The organism is Pedobacter petrophilus, from assembly GCF_009674725.1.
GTDB lineage: Bacteria > Bacteroidota > Bacteroidia > Sphingobacteriales > Sphingobacteriaceae > Pedobacter > Pedobacter petrophilus.
The window spans coordinates 41996-60099 of record NZ_WKKH01000023.1; the positions used below are offsets into that span (position 1 = coordinate 41996).

Below are 18104 nucleotides of genomic sequence, written 5' to 3' on the forward strand. Positions count from 1 at the left end.
ATTCTTTAAAATTTATTAGATAAATTATGTTAAAATTTAGAATTTAATTTGGTTATGTTTGTGTTCTCAATACCTTTGAATTTATATGGCATCAGAATTAGATAAAATAGATTTTAAAATTTTAAGAATTTTACAAGAAAACGGTCGCATAACGAATTTACTTCTATCCCAGGAAATCGGATTATCTCCGGCACCAACTTTAGAGCGTGTGCGTAAACTCGAAATGGCCGGATTTATCAAAAGTTATCATGCCCTGGTTGATGAAGAGAAGCTAGGTTTGGGAATCAAGACCTTTATTCAGATTCAACTCGATTTTCATAAAAATAATACCATTCAAATCTTTTTAGATGAGGTGAATCAGATTAAAGAAATTACAGAATGCCACCATGTAACTGGTCAGGCAGATTTCCTTTTGAAAGTTTATGTGAAGGATATTAAATCTTATGAGCGTTTAATTATGGAGAAAATCAGTAAAATCTCCGTAGTTAAAACTTTCCAAACGATGATGATTATGTCAACCACCAAGAAAGAGCCAATTGTGCCTTTGGAGTATTAACCCCAAAACCCCTGAAGGGGCTTTTCCGAGCGATCGCCCATGTGGCCACGAAGAATCGTCTTCCTGAACTTGATTCAGGATCTTAACAAGAAAGGTGCTGAACTAAATTCAGCATGACGATTCGGTTAAGAATCTTCAAATGGTTGTCGTCTTGAACTTGATTAAAAATATCTTGATACTAATTTATCTATAAGTTCAGAAATCTCCTCTGCATTCTGATATACCATAAAATGTGTTCCCTTATCAATCGTATAGTCAACTTTAGCAGCTCTGGAATATAAAATTCTATCACTCGTGCCATGAATTAGCACAAGGTTATCTGGTCTGATGGTGTTTTGCCAGGTCAAAATACTACCAATTGCCCATTTTAAAAATGCTGGTTGAGTATCGTTGATAATTTTCGTGAGTAACCTTTTTTCTTCCATAGTTTTAGTGCCAAAAAAAAGATTCTGACTAAACCTGTTAGACGACTTAATGAGGGCTGACGGAATTATTTTTATCAAACCTAAGCTGCCCGCAAGCCGATAGAGAAACGGCAATTCGCTACTTACTATCGTACTTGAGATAGCGATGGTTAGCAAAGGCTTCAGAATTTTCGAAATCTCAACCGCAATCATGCCTCCAAAAGAAACTCCAACCAAAATGTATGGCTGATTAGTATTGATAATTGCACTCAACCGTTTTGCGTAGTTAGGCAAAGTCTCATTCTGATATGGAGGAATCCAATCAACATGAATCACATTGATGTGTTCATGGAGCTTTATCTTAGTGAAAATTCGTTTATCGGCACCTAAGCCACTAATAAAATAAGCGTTCATTAAGCAGTTAAATTCCAGTCAATAGGTGTCAAATTATTTTGAATGAGTAATTGATTTGTCTTTGAAAAGTGTTTGGAGCCAAAGAAGCCATTATAAGCCGAAAAAGGAGAGGGGTGAGCTGCTGTAAGTACATAATGCTTCTTTTGATCAATTAAAGCAGCTTTCTGTTGTGCATATTTTCCCCAAAGCAAGAACACTACATGATTGCTTTTTTCAGAAATGGACTTTATAATCTCATCCGTAAAAATTTCCCAGCCTCGATTTTGATGAGAACCAGCTTCTGATGCACGAACAGTTAACGTTGCATTTAATAGCAATACACCCTGTTCGGCCCAATGTGTCAAGTTCCCGTGGTGAGGCGCTTTGAAACCCTCAATGTCGGTTTCCAGTTCTTTATATATATTCTTCAGCGAAGGCGGAACGGTCATGCCACGTTGAACTGAAAAAGATAAGCCATGGGCCTGCCCAGTGCCATGGTATGGATCCTGACCGAGAATAACCACCTTAATCTGATCAAACGGAGTGGTATTTAATGCATTAAAAATATCTGGTCCTTTGGGATAAACTGTTGCACCACGTTCCTTTTCTTCTTTTAAAAAAGATTTAAGATTTTTCATATAATCTTTTTCGAATTCTTGATCCAAAACGGCTAACCAACCAGGTTCTAATGCTGCAGACATATTATTGTTGTAACGGTAATTTTAAATTAATGTTCTAAGTCGTAATTAATCTTAAAACGAATTGGAGTGCCAATAGTTTATGATTTCTTCTTAAAAATGGCTAACAAGTCGCCTTCTAGTGTGGTTTTTGGCCCCTCAATGATTCGGCCTAATTCCTTTCCCTTTTGATCATAGATAATAAACGTAGGTACCATTTTTATCTCCAGGCCATCAATAATGCCATTTTCAGCTTTCTTGTTTCCATCAACGGCAATAAGTTCCACATTCTTCTCTTTGAACTGAAGAGCATCTAAAATTTTAAAAAAGTTTGGAACATTAACTTTACTGTCGCCACACCAGGTACCGAAAACGATTTTGATTTTTTCTTTTTTTACCAGCTTTTTTAATTCAATCATGGTAGCCGCATCTGGTGTATAAGCTGCATAAAGCGGATCATACATTTCCTTAAACTCTGGAAATGTAACTAATCGTTCACGACTGCAAGCATTGATCAGGATATCTTTATTATGAACCTGATCATGTATTTTTTTATTGATTTCTTGTGCAGTAACGTTCATTGCGATGATGATTAGGGTGATGGATAAGAGGATTTTCATGTTAACCAGGTGAATTGTTGTATCAGTGAAATTTTTAATGAAATTATTGTTTTAATATCTAATTTCTGCCATTTAAAAACGATATTTGCAAAAAAGAATAATTAGAATAAATTTTATGCCAAATTTTGTAAGATTAATAGTGGGGTTTGCTTTACTGGGTGGCGCAGTAGCTTTATTTATTTTCGGTTTCTGGCCATGGGGCATTGTAGCCATTTTATTAGGTCTTATTGTATTGGTTACTTACTTCTTTAATGAGAACATGCTTTTAGCACAATGGTTTTTAAGGAAAGACAATATGCCGAAAGCAAAAATGTTTTTAGATCGGATTACCAACTATGAAAGTCAGTTAATTAAGGTACAACACGGTTACTATAATTTATTAATCGGTTTAATTGAAAGTAGAACTGCACCAATGAAGTCTGAGAAATATTTTAAAACGGCTTTAAGTTTAGGGATGCAAATGGACCATAACATTGCATTGGCGAAATTAAGCTTAGCTGGAATAGCAATGGCAAAAAGAAACAAGCGCGAAGCGACAATGTATCTCGCTGAAGCGAAAAAAGCTGATAAAGGCAAATTGTTAGCAGATCAGATTAAACAAATGAAAGATCAGATGGGCATGATGGATAAGCAACAACAAGTTCGTTATCGCTAATTGAATAGGATATAACATGGAAGAGCCAATTTTGGCTCTTTTTTTTTTGATGCGGGTTTTTGATTGAAAAAGTCATAATCTAAAAAATATTGAAAAATATTTTGAGATTTTACGGATCCTTCAAAATATTATGGAATTCTATTACTCCTTCTTTGTATTCATTGTTTCGGCATCATTTTTATCCTATTTAACCTTCTATACCTCTTTTTCCATCAACTATTGGGATTATGATTAAAGAAAGGATGTCCGAAGAGTGGGGTGGTTATAATCCGGTATTTCTTGCTGATTATTCTGATCCAGGCCAGGCGGGCTTAATCCTTCATTTCTTAAATAGTTAAAACCAAATCAAAATTATTTTTGTAGTCTATAGAAAATATACACCTATGGCAACATCACAAGAAGGAAGTACTAATAATACTCAGGAAGAAGATAACATTCAGGATTTAGGCGGAAAAGAAGCCGTTGAAAAACTAAGAGACCTTGCAGAAAAAGCAGAAAGTTGCTTTTTCTGTACCAGCATCAAAACAGGCGTACCTTTATCGGTAAGACCAATGGCAATTCAACAAGTTGACGACGAAGGTAATATCTGGTTCATGAGTTTGAAAGACAGTCATAAAAATGATGAGATTTCTTCGGATCCGTTTACGCACCTTTTGTTTCAGGCTGGCGCACATTCTGGCTTTGTAAATATTTACGGAATTTCTGAAATCAGCAGAGATCAGGCGAAAATTGATGAATTATGGACCCCATTGCTAAAAACCTGGTTCCAGGGTGGTAAGGATGATCCAGATATTACTTTAATAAAAGTAATTCCATCAGAAGGTTATTATTGGGATAATAAAAATGGTACTGCAGTGGCCTTCCTTAAAATGGCAGCCTCTGTTATTACCGGAAAAACCATGGATGATTCCGTTGAAGGTACTTTAAATATTGATTAAACTGGAAACGATAGTTTGGAGGATTATTTATCGTCCAAACTATCGTAACCTTCTAATTCTTCTCTTTGAGATCTCTTACTCAAAAGATCATCCTCATCAGTCTGAGTCCTGGAGAAAAATAAGGCTTCGGCCTGAATCCTTTTAATTAACTGGCGTACCAGTGTTAAATCAAAAGCATCTTTACTTAATTTGATGCAGTATTCTCTTTCGTTGATTTCTAAACTTGAAGTATTCATAAGGCAATGATTTTAATTATCGATTGCTGTAAATATAGAAAAGGCTTGCTAAACAGTTGTTAACAAGCCTTTTAATTTTATGTTATGTTTTTGTTAACAGCAATGAGTTGGATAACCAATTGCTGTTCTTCAACTATTTATGAGATAGGAATAAACCTTCGTCGGTTTTAGCCACTTTTAAAATATTTTTAGCAGTTAGTGCTTTCAAAGTAGTGTCCCACTTTTTGTTGCTCCAGTCAGCTAACTTTGCTTTCACCTCCGTTAGTAATACTTGTTGTCCTTCAGCTACCAAAGCAAATAAAGCCGTCTCTTCTCCTGTTAATTCAATTTTCTTTTTCTCCGGGCGCATCTGCGGGAAAAACAATACTTCCTGAATAGTACTTTGGTTGGTCATTAGCATCACAATTCTATCAATACCAAAACCTAAACCTGAAGTTGGAGGCATACCATATTCCAAAGCACGAACGAAATCATCATCCATTGCCATTGCTTCGGCATCACCTCTATCGGCAAGGGTTAACTGATCTTCAAAACGTTCTTTTTGGTCAATCGGGTCATTCAATTCAGAATAGGCATTTCCAATTTCTTTACCATTAACAAATATTTCGAAACGCTCCACTAATCCTGGTACAGAACGGTGTTTTTTAGCAAGGGGAGTCATTTCAATAGGATAGTCTGTAATGAAAGTAGGCTGAATTAAATTTGCTTCTACTTTATCACTGAAAATTTCGTCTACCAACTTACCCCGACCCATCGTTGAATCGGTTTCGATGCCTAATTCTTTACAAGTTTGCAGCAACTGTTCTTCTGTCATTGCTGAAACATCAATACCTGTAAATTTTTCGATGGATTCATACATCGTTAATTTCTCATACGGGCCTTCAAAATTAATATCATTTTCGCCAACTTTAACCACGGCTGATCCATTGGTTGCGATGGCAACTTTTTCCAGACATTCTTCTACCATCGCCATCATCCAGATATAATCTTTATAGGCTACGTAGATTTCCATTGAGGTATATTCCGGGTTATGGGTACGGTCCATTCCTTCATTGCGGAACATTTTACCAAACTCATAAACCCCATCAAAGCCAGCTACAATGAGTCTTTTCAGATACAGCTCATTTGCAATGCGCAAATAAAGCGGCATATCTAAAGTATTGTGGTGCGTCGCGAACGGACGGGCAGCTGCGCCACCATGAATGGGCTGCAGGATAGGCGTTTCCACTTCCATCCAGCCTTGCTCATCGAAATAGTTGCGCATAGTGTTGATTACCTTACTTCGTTTAATGAAGATTTGCTTGTAATCAGGATTTACCGTTAAATCTACATAACGCATTCTGTAACGTAATTCAGGATTGGTAAAGCCATCATAAACGTTTCCTTCATCATCTCGTTTTACGATTGGAAGCGGGCGTAAAGATTTGGCTAAAACCTTAAATTCAGTAACATGGATAGAGATTTCTCCGGTTTGTGTAGTAAATACATAACCTTTAACGCCAATAAAATCGCCGATATCCAACAATTTTTTAAATACCGTATTGTACAGGGTTTTATCATCACCTGGGCAAAGTTCATCTCTCTTCAGGTAAACCTGAATTCTGCCGGTAGAATCTTGTATTTCGGCAAAAGATGCTGCACCCATAATATTACGTCCCATAATACGGCCCGCAAGCGAGATAGTTTTATAAGCAGTTTTGTCTTTTTCGTAGTTGGCTAAAATATCAGCAGCAGTTACATTAACCTCGTAAGCTTCTGCAGGATAAGGCTCTATGCCTAATTGACGTAATTGTTTTAACGACTCACGTCGTAATATTTCTTGTTCTGATAATCCTATACTCATTTCGGGTATTTTTTGCAAAAGTAATGATTTTTGAAAATATAATCCATTACTTCACAATATTTGTCTTTGGCTTAAAAAAGCTTATTTATAATAATCAATCTGTATATCGCTTATTATTTTGAACCTGGTTTTTCCTGAAGATAGAATGTCATGTTTCCGCCGTTGATTAAATCCTGGTGGGTAATCTGGTTTTGCCTTAAAATTTTTCCATTAAACAGCATTTTGGAAATGTAGATCGAATTTTTCGTTGTTCTTATCGTTTTAATCGTCAGATTTTTGCCGGTTTTAAAACTAATCGTTGCCTGGTTAAATAGTGGGCTGGTAACCTGATACACGCCCGAAACCGGATCTACCGGATATAAGCCAAGCGCTGCGAAGACGTACCATGCAGACATTTGTCCGGCATCATCATTGCCACTTAATCCGCCTGCACCTTCTCCATATTCTTCGGCTAAAATTTTCGATACCTGCTTCTGCGTCTTCCATGGAGCGGAGGTATAGTTGTATAGAAACGGAATCTGATGCCCCGGTTCGTTGCCATGCCAATATTCTTTCTTCGTAAAGATAGAATCAAGTTCATTCTCCAAAGCCTTTTTTCCACCCATGATCGAAATCAACCCCGGCATATCATGTGGTACATAAAAAGTATATTGTCTTGGCGTTCCTTCGGTGATGTAGGCTTCGCGGTGATCTGGCAGATAGGGACTATACCATTCTCCATTAATGTATTTTCCCCTCACCATTCCAACCTTCGGATCAAACACGTTTTTGTAGTTTAAAGATCTTTTATGCAGCTCCTTATAATCATTTACTTTACCCAAATCTTTGGCTATAGTAGAAAGTGCATAATCATCATAAGCATATTCCAATGTTCGGCTCACCTGTTCTTTTTTATGGAAAGCATTCGGAATACTGTCTTCCATTGGAATATAACCATATTTTAAGTAACTATTAATGCCGCGTCTACCTTTTCCGTTCAGGTAATCTGCTGAGTCCGGCATTTCAAAGGCGTTCTGCCTCATCAGCCTGTAGGCCTCATTAACATCATAATCGCGGATACCTTTGTTATAAGCAGCCGCGAGGAAGGCCGTGCTGTGGTCGCCAATCATGGCGGCTGTATAGCTATTCCAGCATGGAAAGATCGGCAGCCATCCACCTTGTGTACCTTTTATAATTAACGAATTGGCAAATGAATTGGCGAGCTTTGGTTGAAGCAGTTCTACAAGCGGCAATTGCGCACGGTAAATATCCCACATCGAGAAATCATCATAGTAATTCCCTTTCGTAATTTTTTTGATTTGATAATCACCGGCAAATTGCGGGTAACTTCCATCTATATCGTTAAAAAGCCTCGGGTGTTGTTGCGCATGATACATCGCGGTATAAAATATTGTTTTCCGTCTTTCGTCATTATCGGCAATTTTAACCTGAGCTAATGATTCTTCCCATGCAGCTTTCGTTTTTGCCCGGGTTGCGTTAAAACTAGCAGCGCCTATCTCTTTTTCAAGATTGAGTTTAGCTGCCGCGATGCTGGTGAAAGATGTTCCGGAAGTGATGATCAGTTGCGCTCCTTTTTGTAATTTGAAGCCTGCAAAAACACCGATATCTTTTTTATTGGCGACCGATGGCTGGTTGGTGGTTTTTCCTGCTGCATATGAGCCACTTACATGGAAAGATTTTTGAATCCGGATGTAGAAGTAACCACTAAAACCTGCCGCCTGTCCCCAACCCTGATAAATGCGATGAACGGGATTGTATCCGGAAATTTCTCCTTTTTCCTGATCAATTTTGATGAATCCTTTATTTTGATCGCTGTTCGGGCTGATTAATAAATAGACACTATCCGACTTTAAAGCGGTAATCCTCATCATGCTGCTGCGAAGCGTTGCCGTAATTTCTGTTATAAGCTGGTGGTTAGGTAAGGTGACTTTATAATAATCAGGACTTGAAACTTCCTGCGCGTGGCTGTAATTGTCAGCAATATCTATCCATTTTGTTTTTAGTTTTCCAGAAATTGGCATAATGGTGAAGCTGCCATAATCCTGCGTGCAGGAGCCGCTAATCCAATGGGTAGCCCGAAACCCGTAGATCTTTTTATTACTATAATAATAAGGTGCCAGGCACTTTGTTTCACTGAGCTGTGTTTGTGGCGTCCATTGGGTCATGGCAAATGGCGGAGCAACTGCCGGTATAGTGTTTGCCAATCTTTCTGTTTTATCTTCAATATGCTGACTAGCCATTGTTGTACTGGCAGATGTGCCGGAAAAGGGCTGAATGTATTTTACCAGTGAAGCTTGCTGCCCGAATCCCGGATTTGGCAGGGCAATTAATTGTAATACCAGTAATAGAAGGATTATTTCCCATTTAAAGTTATTTTTATGCTGATTGCTCGATACTGAAATGGGCATATTTGATTGTATTTGTTTGTAAATTACTAAAGTATTTTAAGCGTTCTTATTGTTGAATTTTATTTGCTCTAGTGTATTAAAATATTGTAATACAGTGTTTTATTGCTTTGCAGGCTGGTGCGCAATGTCCATCAACTTCCGGTATTTAGCGTGCATTTCAACTGATGTTGTAATTGGGTTTCCAATCGGATTTACAGGATAATCCTTTCTTTGATTTACCCATTTCCATTCCCAATCACTTACCTCTTCATTAAATTTATTAATGTTTAAGGGAATATTTTGGTTAAGTGCCGATTCAGCCCTGTTAAAAAATAATGCCCACCTTGGTTTGTAGAAGTCGCTTAGTAAACCGCTCCATTGCCGGCATGCATATTCATTTAAAGGGCTCTTTTTATCGCCCCAAAGGGTGATGAGGTCTTTTGCATTAAACTCATACAAAGCCTTTTCTTCGGCAGTTGTTCCCCATTTTCTGGCGTCACTTACCCAGGGTCCGAGCATGAAATCTTTTCTCGTCGCCAGCAGTTTATCCATATCATCAATTAGCTGAATAAATTTCTGGCTTTCCAATTTAAAATTTTTCAGGTCCTTCTTTTGATAAGCAGCAACAATTTTCCGCTGAAGAGTAAGTGCATAATTGGCCATTACCTGTCTGGTGAGATCAACAATATCATATTGAAAACCATCGCTATGCTTCACTATAGGTGCGGCTTTTACAAAGTGATCCCATGCGGGTAGTAAATCTTGTGCTTCGTAATTAAGGGTTGTTTTTGCCCACCTGGTAAGCGAATCAAAGGTTGGTCTGGCCTGAATAATCGACTCTGCACCATCTCTAATGTATTTGTTTTCGGGGACAGTATATACAGTTTTTCTTAAGATCTCCCAGGCTTTTAACGCATGGGCATTTTGACTGCCATACCTGTTGAAAACAAATTTGGGCAGCCAGGTATTTAAATCAATAGGAGTAGATTGCCAGGTGTTTTCCATCATCAACTCATATAGAACCGGATTTTGCTCTATACCTTCCATGGTGAGGCCAATGCCGCTCATTTTTCCACTTTTTGGATCTTTCAAAGCTGCAGCCGGAGCAGTAGCTACAACATCCATCCGACCAAACAAATTGGTATTTCCACCAAAGTTATGAAGCATGTTCCAAATCCATGGCTTACCGTAGAAGCCTTCGGTACGCTTCCAAACCGGTTCAATTTCAGTCGCTAAATCCAGCAGAATCATTTTATCATTCGGAACTGCTTTTAGCAATGCTTCCGTTTGAGGCTCTTTCCAGAATTTGCGATCGCTATAGAAAAGCCATCCCTGCATTACCCAAACTGCTTTTGGATCTGCCGCAGACATTCCATCATAGATTCTTGCACTCAGTTTACTCAGAAACTCCGGCTCCGAAGAAGGGGGTTCATTTTCATTGAAAGTATCAGCAGAGTAGAGGTGATCGGTACCTAAAAGTTCCGTTTGTTTTTGCAGGAATTTCTTTCCAATCGTGGCAAACATTGGATCTTCAGAGTCTAAAATATAGGTATCGGCAAATCCATTTGTCCAGTTGGTTGCCTTTAACTTTGCTTTGGGGAATTTACTTTTAAAAGCTGCTGGTACATGCCCGGTGAAAGCAGGCAGCACGGGTTTCATTCCCAACGCACGTTGCCGCGTTAAGATTTTCTTTTGCAATTCGAAATGACTTTTCATCCAGCTAACTGGTAGCGGACCGCCCCAACCATCTATGTTCCCCATCCAGAACCACGAAAAGTATGCAGGGCCGGTAAAGAAACCTTTTAATTCCTCATCAGAAAAGCCCATTTCCTTATACAGCAGATACCAGGTGTATTCTTCTCCGGTAATGGCAAGTGGCATGTTGATGCCGTGTAAGGCCATCCAATCAATTTCTTTTTCCCATCGTTCCCAGTCCCACCAGCTCATACTGTAGTTAAAAGTGCAGTAGTTTAAATAATACCGGTATTCATAAGGGGTTTCCTTTCTTATTTTTTGTGCAACCGGCGGAAGCGTTTTTGGCATATTTAAGTTTGTGCCGTTCCAGGTGATCTGACAATGTGCATATTCGGTGAGGTAATGATAAAATGCCGAAGCAAGCGCCACGCCACTACTTCCCCTTAAAATAATTTTACTGTTTTTACTCTCAATTTCGAAAACATCCATGCCATTTTTAGCGGCAATGCGCTCAGTAAGAAAGGCGTCATGCTGTTTCGGTAAAACCCTTGCAATAAGCTGATTGGATGAGGTTAAATAATCCTGCGACCAGATGTTGCCGGAAAGCATAAGCAGAAATGCGGTAGATAATATCAGTTTAAATTTCATATTAAATTTTTAGGAACCACTTTTTATCGTAGCAAAACTTTAGAAGAAACAATTGTACAATCAATACACCAGTCCATAAGGCAGCTTGCTGCCAGATTAATGGGATGAAGTTAATAAGACCGCCAAATATAAACTGAGCGGTTGATTCGAAATTGAACAAACCATGTGCGCAAACATAAATCAGGATAGAGTTGGTGCCCATCCAAACGAAGGGAATACTCCATTTGCTGATTGCCTTCACGTCTATAATGTAGTAGAAAATCGCAAAAATGATGATGCTCCAGCCACCGGCAAAAAACACAAATGAGCTGGTCCACATGGTTTTGTTAATCGGAAAAACTGAGCTCCATGCTAAACCAATAAGCATACAAATTGCCCCTGCGGTTAAAAGATATAAAGCTTTTTTACCCGGCGTGAAAAGGGGCGAAGCCGACTTAACAAATGTACCTGCGAAAATTCCCAGCATGGCTGAACAAATGGCGGGAATGGTACTGAGCAAGCCTTCAGGATCATATACGGTTCTGTGAAGTTTGCCCGGGAGCAGTAACCTGTCTATGTAAGCAGAAAGATTGCCTTCAGGCGTAAAAATCCCTGAACCGAAGTTTGGAACAGGTACAAATCTCATCAATAAATAATAGCCAATAAGTATTGCCAAAAACCAGATGATTTGTTTAGGCAAAGAAAAATTGAGGTAAATCAACGCAGCAAAAAATGTTGAGAGGCCGATTCTGGCCAGTACACTGGCAAACCGCGTATGTTCATAACCATTCCATTTAAAAAGACCATTAACGATAATACCTAACAAAATTAGCGTCAGGGTGCGTTTAATTAATGCAAAATAAATTGCCCGCGAAGCATCATCACCCTTTTGCTTATTGTCAAAGTATTTCTGATAAGAAAAAGGCATTGATACACCAGAAATAAAGATAAATAGCGGAAAAATTAAATCATAAAAGGTAAAGCCATTCCATGGAGAATGGTGTAGCTGATTGCTGATGCCTACAAATATACGTTCAACTACCGAAAGGTGATTATTCGTTGCAATTTGCCAATCAAAGGGGTTTTGAATTAAGCCATGCTTTTCTTTTACGCCATTGGCTAATCCATGGAAAATTCCTTCGCCACTTACAATCCAAAACATATCGAAACCTCTTAATGCATCGAGAGAAATAAGCCGTTTGCTTTTGACAGCGGAGGTTATAGAATTTTGATTTTCTGCAGTTTTCATGTTAAAGCCTTTAAAACTAAACGGTTCGGCATTTTTGTTAAAAGCTATTTTTTTATCAATGTACTGTAGATAATATATCCTTCATCGTTAAGTACCTGCACACGTAATTGGTTGTTACTTACCGAAAACAGCATGAAGCCATATTCTGATGCAACCATTTGCGCATCGGGAATGAGTTTTACCGGCGTTTTTTCAGATGCAGCGCCAGAAATAAAATGATGGGTCTTACCTTCAGGTTTGATGTACTGTAAGCTATGTTCATGGCCGGTGAGGTAAACATCTACACCGTATTGATCTAATACAGATTTCAGTGATCCTCTAATGGCTTTTGTATCATAGCCATCGGTTCTGCTTCCGCCTGTAAACATCGGGTGATGCCCAACCACAATTTTCCATTTGATAGTAACATCTTTATCGCCCAGGGTTTTAGCTAACCATTTTTTTTGTGCCGTGGTATCTTGTCCTTTAACATTCGGGCCATATTCAGCATTTTTATAAAATTCAGGGATCAATGGATTTGTATCGATAAAAGCAATTAAAACCTGATTGTTAAGGTCGCCATTAATTGGAAACTTCTTCGCGAAATAGCGGGCGGGCATTTTCCATCTTCTGCTGATTTTTGAGTAGGCTACCTGCGCATCAGGATTTGATTTGTAATCGTGGTTTCCCAGAACGGAATACCAATCCCATTGTAAGGAGAAGTCAGTATAAATGTCTTCAAAAGAGTATTTAAATAGCGGATCATGATCACTGATTACACCGCTTGGATAGAAATTATCACCAGTAGAAATGATAAACTGTGCCTTTACTTCCGAAGCCGTAAGTCCCATTTGCTTAGCTACTTGCTTCTGGTGATCAGCTCCGTTTCTTCCCCAATCGCCCATGGCAATAAAATTTAATGCCGTTGGCTCTTTTGTAAGGGTTTTTGATACGGTTAGATTTTCTGATGGTGTTTTCATCAGTACCTGTGCGTATAAAGAAACAGAAGTTATCAGCGGAAATATTAGAAGTAGCCGTTTAATCATGGAGATGAATTTGGGTAATTTTTTTGAGATAAGCTTTAATGAAAAAGAAATTTCTCCATATGTGTTGGAGAAATTTCTTCCTGATGCAGGATCAACGTTAATTGTAACCTGGATTTTGTTTCAATTTAGGATTGAGGATCATAGCTGATGCTGGAATCGGCATGAGCCGATGGAAGGTTTGTGCATCGGTTTTGAAGCCCCAGGTTCCCTCATATTTACCAAAACGAATCATGTCATTGCGATGCCAGCATTCCCAAGACATCTCCCTGCACCGTTCTTTATACAAATCTTCCAGTGTGATAGATGTCCAGGCAGGTGAGGTAGTACGAACTGACCGAAGTTGATTGACTAAAGACAAGGCGGTTTGACCTTGTGTAGGGGTTGCACCTCTAAGTATAGCCTCAGCTTTCATCAATAAAATATCCGATAATCTGAAGATCGGCACGTCATTGTTTTGATTTCTATTTGATGAGGTGCTGTCGCAATAAAATTTGTTGTTACGATAGCCCATATTCCAGGCGATCTCATCGTTCCCGGCATCAAAAGGTCTGGATGCATCTCTTAACGTTACATTAGGAGTAATATCTACCTGATAAGTAATAGGGTTGGAGGCATCCGATCCTGTGTAAAATTGATCGTATCCTTTACGGGTTGTAGCAACCGTTACTGGTCTGCCATCATAATAAGTTTGTAAACCCTTAATCCATTGTGCATTTCTTTTATCATTAGGATCGTTAAAGTTTGCATAAAATTCAGGCAAGGTGCTCATCGGCGCACTTGGCGTATGTTTTAAGCTAAACTTTGCCTGTAAAGATCTGGGTAAAGAATATCTCGAATAGATCATAAACCCATTACTATATCCCGGATCATATGGAATGGCGAATATAAACTCTTTAATTTGTGGGCCGTTATCAATAAAAAACATCTTTTTGAAATCGGATTCCAGGCTATAAGGCGTTCCAGTTGCTGTCGTAATTGCATCGCACATTGCAACGGCTTCATTATAACGGGCAGTGCCAGTATAAACTTCAGAATTAAGGTACATTTTTGCTAATATGGCGTAAGCAGTGTATTTGTTCGGTCTGCCATAGTTAGCGGTTCCGGTGGCGATGCTCAAGTCTGGCAAGATCTCCTTCAGTTCAGTCTCAATGAAAGCAAATACTTCCTGCCTTGTTTTCGTTTCTGGTGAGGTAGTTTCGCCGAACGTAGTTACGATAGGAATATTTCCCCAAAGATCCATCATCATAAAAAATGCCAATGCCCTGGTTGCCCGCAATTCTGCTATAGCTGAAGTTTTTGCAGGAGATTCTGGCGCATCTTTAAGTAGAAATAAACTTTGGTTTGCTTTACTAATGATACCCGAAAGCCATGACCATCCACTATTTACATGCCCGTTATCTTTATTCCAGGTATGCTTATGGTGCATTTCATAAGTACCACCGTCATACCAGTTACCACCTCTGGCTGGCATAATCGCCTCATCTGTGCTTAACGTTTGCATAAAAAAGTAATCTGTGCTCCATCCCTGACGCAATTGTACATACACCTGGCCAGTTAACTGAACGAAATGCTGTGCGGTTTGAGGAAATGTTTCCGGTGTTAATTGTGTTTCCACTTTTAAATCCAGCTTATGGCAGGATGTTAACACACTTAGCGTCAACGCTGCTCCTGCAATGTATTTAATAAGATTTTTCATCTTTACTAATGTTAATTAAATGATACGTTTAAACCGAACAAGAAAGTCCTGGTTTTTGGATAAAAGTTATTGGTGTCTACACCTGGTGCGGTACCGCCCTGGTTAATTTCCGGGTCAATTCCTTTGTAGCCAGTGATCACGAATAAATTGTTAGCGGTAGTGTAAAGGCGTAATGAATTTACACCTGGTATAAGTCCTTTCTTAAAGGTATAACCTAAGGTAGCATTATCCAATCTTAAATAACTTCCGTTTTCAAGGAAACGACTTGAATATTTATATGAATTGAAATCAGCTGCCGATTCGTTCTCCACCTCAACCGGAATATTAGTGAATTGTGCGGTACTCGGACGGAATAGATCAGCACGTGTAACGTTCATAATCTTATTACCCAATACAGCCCTCAGGAAGATACTTAAATCGAAATTTTTGTATTTGATGTTGTTTGACCATCCGATTAAAGCTTTAGGCTGTGCATTTCCAAGAATATAGTAATCTGTTCTGTTTAACAATCCCTGGGTTTTAATATTACCTGCGGCATCATAATATTGAGATACACCATTTGCATCTTTACCTGCATACTTAAATGTAAAAAATGTACCTATTGCCTGGCCTGGTGCTAAAATTTGTAATGATGCACCACTTTGCCCGGCACCATCTGGTGTTATAGTCAACCTGTTATCAATGTTAAACTGACTGTCTGAAAGTGTAATGACTTTGTTCACATTATGAGCAAGGTTGATGCCTGTTGTCCAGCTAAAGTTTTCAGTAATCACCGGGCTACCATTCAATACAAATTCAAGACCTCTGTTACTTAGTTTTCCAACATTGGCAGTAAGCGAACTTGATGGATAAAGTGTCGGATCAACATCAAAAGGTATAATCAGGTCTGTAGTTTTTTTATCATACCAATCAACTGATCCATTCAATCTGCCATTTAACAAACCAAAATCAACGCCGACATTGGTAGTTGCTGTTTTCTCCCAGCGCAAATCTGGGTTTTCATTTTGTACAGCACCATAAGCGCCCTCTCTTGGTGAGCCATTGTAATAAAACTGACCAACCTGTCCGTAAATTAACTTCGTGGTTAATGGTGCAAAACCGAGTGAGTTTCCTGCAATACCATAACTTCCACGGAGTTTTAAAGTTCTAATCACATTTTGATTTTTCAGGAAGTTTTCCTGGTCAATATTCCAGCCCGCACCAACTGATGGGAAATAACCCCATTGTTCGTTTCTGCCAAACACATTAGATCCATCTCTTCTGATCGATCCCTGAATTAAGAATTTATTTTTGTAATTATAATTTACCCTTGCGAAATCAGAAATCATCAAAATTTCCTGATAGGCAACGCCTGGATTAAAATCCACTCTAAAATCGCTCACTGCATATGGGTTTCCTAAACTAAGGTTATTGTAGCCCACATTATTAACCGGAAAGTTTGTTGAAGTAGATTGAAAACCATCATTATTTAGTGATTGCTGATAGGAATATCCAACTACCGCATTAATGTCGTGATCACCAAACTTTTTATTCCAGGTAAGGTAGGTTTCTAAAATCTTATTGGTGTTTTGATAAGCATTTCTAATAGCAACACCATTTTGGCCTACCAGTGAAACAAACGTAGGGTTTGCTGGTGGATCTGGTGTGTTTCTAACATTATTATATCTTGAGGTATAAATGCTGTTGTAAAATGCACCGTATACATTCTGACTATTTTGATAAGAAATATTAACATCATAGGTAAAGCCAAAAGGTAATTTCAAATTCGCACTTAAGTTTCCGAGAATATTCTTGTTCTTTAAGTTTTCTTTTGCATTTTCCAACATCGATACCGGGTTGTAATAGCTCGTTTGAACTAAATTATCAAAATAGCTTCCATCTGGATTTTTTACAGGAGCTGTTGGTAAATACGTAAGCATTTGCGAAAGAATGGTGTTCCGGTAGGGAACAAGATCTGCATTACTCACAGAGTTGCTTAAATTGAACGAAAGTTTCAACTTATCATTTAAAGCTTTTTGTTCTACGCCAATGCGACCTATAAACCTGTCTAAACCGCTGGTTTTAATAATCCCTTGCTGCTTAAAATAGTTAACACTGGCATTGTAAGTAGTTTTTTCTGTTCCTCCGCTTAATGAAATGTTATGGTTTTGAGACATCGCATTGCTTCGTTGCACTTCATTCTGCCAGTTTGTATCAGCACCTTTATCATTTGCAGGTGTTAATGCAGAATTATTTTTCGCTAAAAAAGCACGTAATTGTTCGGCATTCATCATATCATATCGATTGGAAACGTTCTCGATACCAAAATAGCCGTTATAAGCAATCTGGGTTTGTCCGGCAACACCTTTTTTAGTGGTCACCATAATTACACCATTAGCTGCCCTATTTCCATAAATGGAAGCAGCGGCAGCATCTTTCAATACATCAATCGAAGCAATATCATCTGGTGCCAGAATGGAAATATCTGCTCCCACAACCCCATCAATAACGAATAACGGAGATTGAGCTCCATCACGAAGGGTTGATGCACCACGCATAATGATGGCTGCATTCCTGTTCGGATCTCCACTTCGGCTAATATTTAAACCTGGTACTTTACCCTGTAACATTTGGCCAACGTCACTAATAGCGCCTTTATTCAAATCATCACCTTTTACAGTAGAAATTGAACTCGTTAAGGCTTTGCGGGTACTTTTTCCATAACCAACCACCACTACATCTGTTAATGATGAAGTGGCTTCAGTAATGATTACCTGATAAGTAGATGAACTTCCAACTGTAAGTTCTTTTGTTTGGTAACCTAAAAAGCTGAAAATGATTTTGTCTCCGTCTTTTGCCGAAATACTAAATGATCCGGCGGCTCCCGTAGAAGTTACTTTCGTGGTGCCTTTTACTGCAACAGATGCACCGATTATTGGCTGATTGGTGTTGTCCAGTAAATTACCTGATATTTTTCGCTCTGTTTGTGCATAAGCAGTGTTAAACGATTGCCCGAAAAACAGCAGTAACAATACAAGTAAGGTAGACTTGAAAATGGTAAAGTTAATTCTCATAAGTCTGTAGAGTTAGGTTCATAAATGGTTTGTTTGTTTTGTTATGTAGT

At 38.6% G+C, this 18104-nt stretch carries 15 protein-coding genes; 3 read left to right on the forward strand and 12 right to left on the reverse strand.

Translation table 11 applies throughout. The annotated features are described in order from the left end of the window. The first annotated feature begins 85 nt into the window (after positions 1-85). On the forward strand, positions 86-556 hold the full coding sequence (locus GJU39_RS14565) for an Lrp/AsnC family transcriptional regulator (protein WP_056850310.1): 471 nt from the start codon (positions 86-88) through the stop codon (positions 554-556). Here GJU39_RS14565 and GJU39_RS24305 read toward each other — a convergent pair. From GJU39_RS24305 to GJU39_RS14585, 4 genes are all read right to left on the reverse strand, one after another. Then, complete coding sequence (locus tag GJU39_RS24305; protein ID WP_379104777.1) at positions 515-637, reverse strand: DUF3309 family protein; 123 nt, start codon at positions 635-637, stop codon at positions 515-517. The two genes, GJU39_RS14565 and GJU39_RS24305, sit on opposite strands and share 42 nt — an antisense overlap. A gap of 80 nt (positions 638-717) precedes the next feature. Further along, positions 718-1374 (reverse strand): alpha/beta fold hydrolase, encoded by a 657-nt coding sequence (locus GJU39_RS14575; RefSeq protein ID WP_154281646.1) that lies wholly within the window; start codon positions 1372-1374, stop codon positions 718-720. Beyond that, positions 1374-2054: a uracil-DNA glycosylase gene (gene ung, locus GJU39_RS14580; RefSeq protein ID WP_154281648.1), complete on the reverse strand. Its 681-nt coding sequence runs from the start codon at positions 2052-2054 to the stop codon at positions 1374-1376. Before ung ends, GJU39_RS14575 begins: the two co-directional genes overlap by 1 nt. A gap of 77 nt (positions 2055-2131) precedes the next feature. Further along, the gene (locus GJU39_RS14585; RefSeq protein WP_154281650.1) at positions 2132-2650 is read right to left on the reverse strand and encodes a thioredoxin family protein; all 519 of its coding nucleotides are present in this window, start codon (positions 2648-2650) and stop codon (positions 2132-2134) included. 115 nt (positions 2651-2765) lie between these two features. Here GJU39_RS14585 and GJU39_RS14590 point away from each other — a divergent pair, with 115 nt between their 5' ends. Both GJU39_RS14590 and GJU39_RS14595 read left to right on the forward strand, forming a co-directional pair. After that, the gene (locus GJU39_RS14590; RefSeq protein ID WP_154281652.1) at positions 2766-3305 is read left to right on the forward strand and encodes a DUF2892 domain-containing protein; all 540 of its coding nucleotides are present in this window, start codon (positions 2766-2768) and stop codon (positions 3303-3305) included. A 383-nt stretch (positions 3306-3688) separates the two neighbouring features. Further along, the gene (locus GJU39_RS14595) at positions 3689-4243 is read left to right on the forward strand and encodes a pyridoxamine 5'-phosphate oxidase family protein (RefSeq protein WP_154281654.1); all 555 of its coding nucleotides are present in this window, start codon (positions 3689-3691) and stop codon (positions 4241-4243) included. 23 nt (positions 4244-4266) lie between these two features. On the opposite strand, the gene GJU39_RS14600 is transcribed toward GJU39_RS14595, so the two are convergent. From GJU39_RS14600 to GJU39_RS14635, 8 genes are all read right to left on the reverse strand, one after another. Continuing rightward, complete coding sequence (locus GJU39_RS14600) at positions 4267-4479, reverse strand: hypothetical protein (protein ID WP_154281656.1); 213 nt, start codon at positions 4477-4479, stop codon at positions 4267-4269. A gap of 133 nt (positions 4480-4612) precedes the next feature. Continuing rightward, positions 4613-6322: a lysine--tRNA ligase gene (gene lysS / locus GJU39_RS14605; RefSeq protein ID WP_154281658.1), complete on the reverse strand. Its 1710-nt coding sequence runs from the start codon at positions 6320-6322 to the stop codon at positions 4613-4615. Between the two features lie 113 nt (positions 6323-6435). Then, positions 6436-8730 (reverse strand): GH92 family glycosyl hydrolase, encoded by a 2295-nt coding sequence (locus tag GJU39_RS14610; RefSeq protein WP_154281660.1) that lies wholly within the window; start codon positions 8728-8730, stop codon positions 6436-6438. Between the two features lie 99 nt (positions 8731-8829). Continuing rightward, on the reverse strand, positions 8830-11052 hold the full coding sequence (locus GJU39_RS14615; protein ID WP_154281662.1) for an alpha-N-acetylglucosaminidase: 2223 nt from the start codon (positions 11050-11052) through the stop codon (positions 8830-8832). A 1-nt stretch (position 11053) separates the two neighbouring features. Next, entirely contained in the window at positions 11054-12280 is a 1227-nt protein-coding gene (locus tag GJU39_RS14620) for an acyltransferase family protein (RefSeq protein WP_154281663.1), read from the reverse strand. Positions 12281-12324: 44 nt separating this feature from the next. Next, a complete protein-coding gene (locus tag GJU39_RS14625; protein ID WP_154281665.1) occupies positions 12325-13305 on the reverse strand; it encodes a purple acid phosphatase family protein in 981 nt (326 codons plus the stop codon). A gap of 97 nt (positions 13306-13402) precedes the next feature. Next, the gene (locus tag GJU39_RS14630; RefSeq protein WP_154281666.1) at positions 13403-15001 is read right to left on the reverse strand and encodes a RagB/SusD family nutrient uptake outer membrane protein; all 1599 of its coding nucleotides are present in this window, start codon (positions 14999-15001) and stop codon (positions 13403-13405) included. An 11-nt stretch (positions 15002-15012) separates the two neighbouring features. Continuing rightward, positions 15013-18054: a SusC/RagA family TonB-linked outer membrane protein gene (locus tag GJU39_RS14635; protein WP_154281667.1), complete on the reverse strand. Its 3042-nt coding sequence runs from the start codon at positions 18052-18054 to the stop codon at positions 15013-15015. Between the last annotated feature and the right edge of the window lie 50 nt (positions 18055-18104).

Excerpts from the sequence above, each read along its gene's own strand:
- GJU39_RS14565 (WP_056850310.1), top strand. The coding sequence starts at position 86 with ATGGCATCAGAATTAGATAAAATAGATTTTAAAATTTTAAGAATTTTA.
- GJU39_RS14575 (WP_154281646.1), bottom strand. The coding sequence starts at position 1,374 with ATGAACGCTTATTTTATTAGTGGCTTAGGTGCCGATAAACGAATTTTC.
- ung (WP_154281648.1), bottom strand. The coding sequence starts at position 2,054 with ATGTCTGCAGCATTAGAACCTGGTTGGTTAGCCGTTTTGGATCAAGAA.
- GJU39_RS14585 (WP_154281650.1), bottom strand. The coding sequence starts at position 2,650 with ATGAAAATCCTCTTATCCATCACCCTAATCATCATCGCAATGAACGTT.
- GJU39_RS14590 (WP_154281652.1), top strand. The coding sequence starts at position 2,766 with ATGCCAAATTTTGTAAGATTAATAGTGGGGTTTGCTTTACTGGGTGGC.
- GJU39_RS14595 (WP_154281654.1), top strand. The coding sequence starts at position 3,689 with ATGGCAACATCACAAGAAGGAAGTACTAATAATACTCAGGAAGAAGAT.
- GJU39_RS14600 (WP_154281656.1), bottom strand. The coding sequence starts at position 4,479 with ATGAATACTTCAAGTTTAGAAATCAACGAAAGAGAATACTGCATCAAA.
- lysS (WP_154281658.1), bottom strand. The coding sequence starts at position 6,322 with ATGAGTATAGGATTATCAGAACAAGAAATATTACGACGTGAGTCGTTA.
- GJU39_RS14610 (WP_154281660.1), bottom strand. The coding sequence starts at position 8,730 with ATGCCCATTTCAGTATCGAGCAATCAGCATAAAAATAACTTTAAATGG.
- GJU39_RS14615 (WP_154281662.1), bottom strand. The coding sequence starts at position 11,052 with ATGAAATTTAAACTGATATTATCTACCGCATTTCTGCTTATGCTTTCC.
- GJU39_RS14620 (WP_154281663.1), bottom strand. The coding sequence starts at position 12,280 with ATGAAAACTGCAGAAAATCAAAATTCTATAACCTCCGCTGTCAAAAGC.
- GJU39_RS14625 (WP_154281665.1), bottom strand. The coding sequence starts at position 13,305 with ATGATTAAACGGCTACTTCTAATATTTCCGCTGATAACTTCTGTTTCT.
- GJU39_RS14630 (WP_154281666.1), bottom strand. The coding sequence starts at position 15,001 with ATGAAAAATCTTATTAAATACATTGCAGGAGCAGCGTTGACGCTAAGT.
- GJU39_RS14635 (WP_154281667.1), bottom strand. The coding sequence starts at position 18,054 with ATGAGAATTAACTTTACCATTTTCAAGTCTACCTTACTTGTATTGTTA.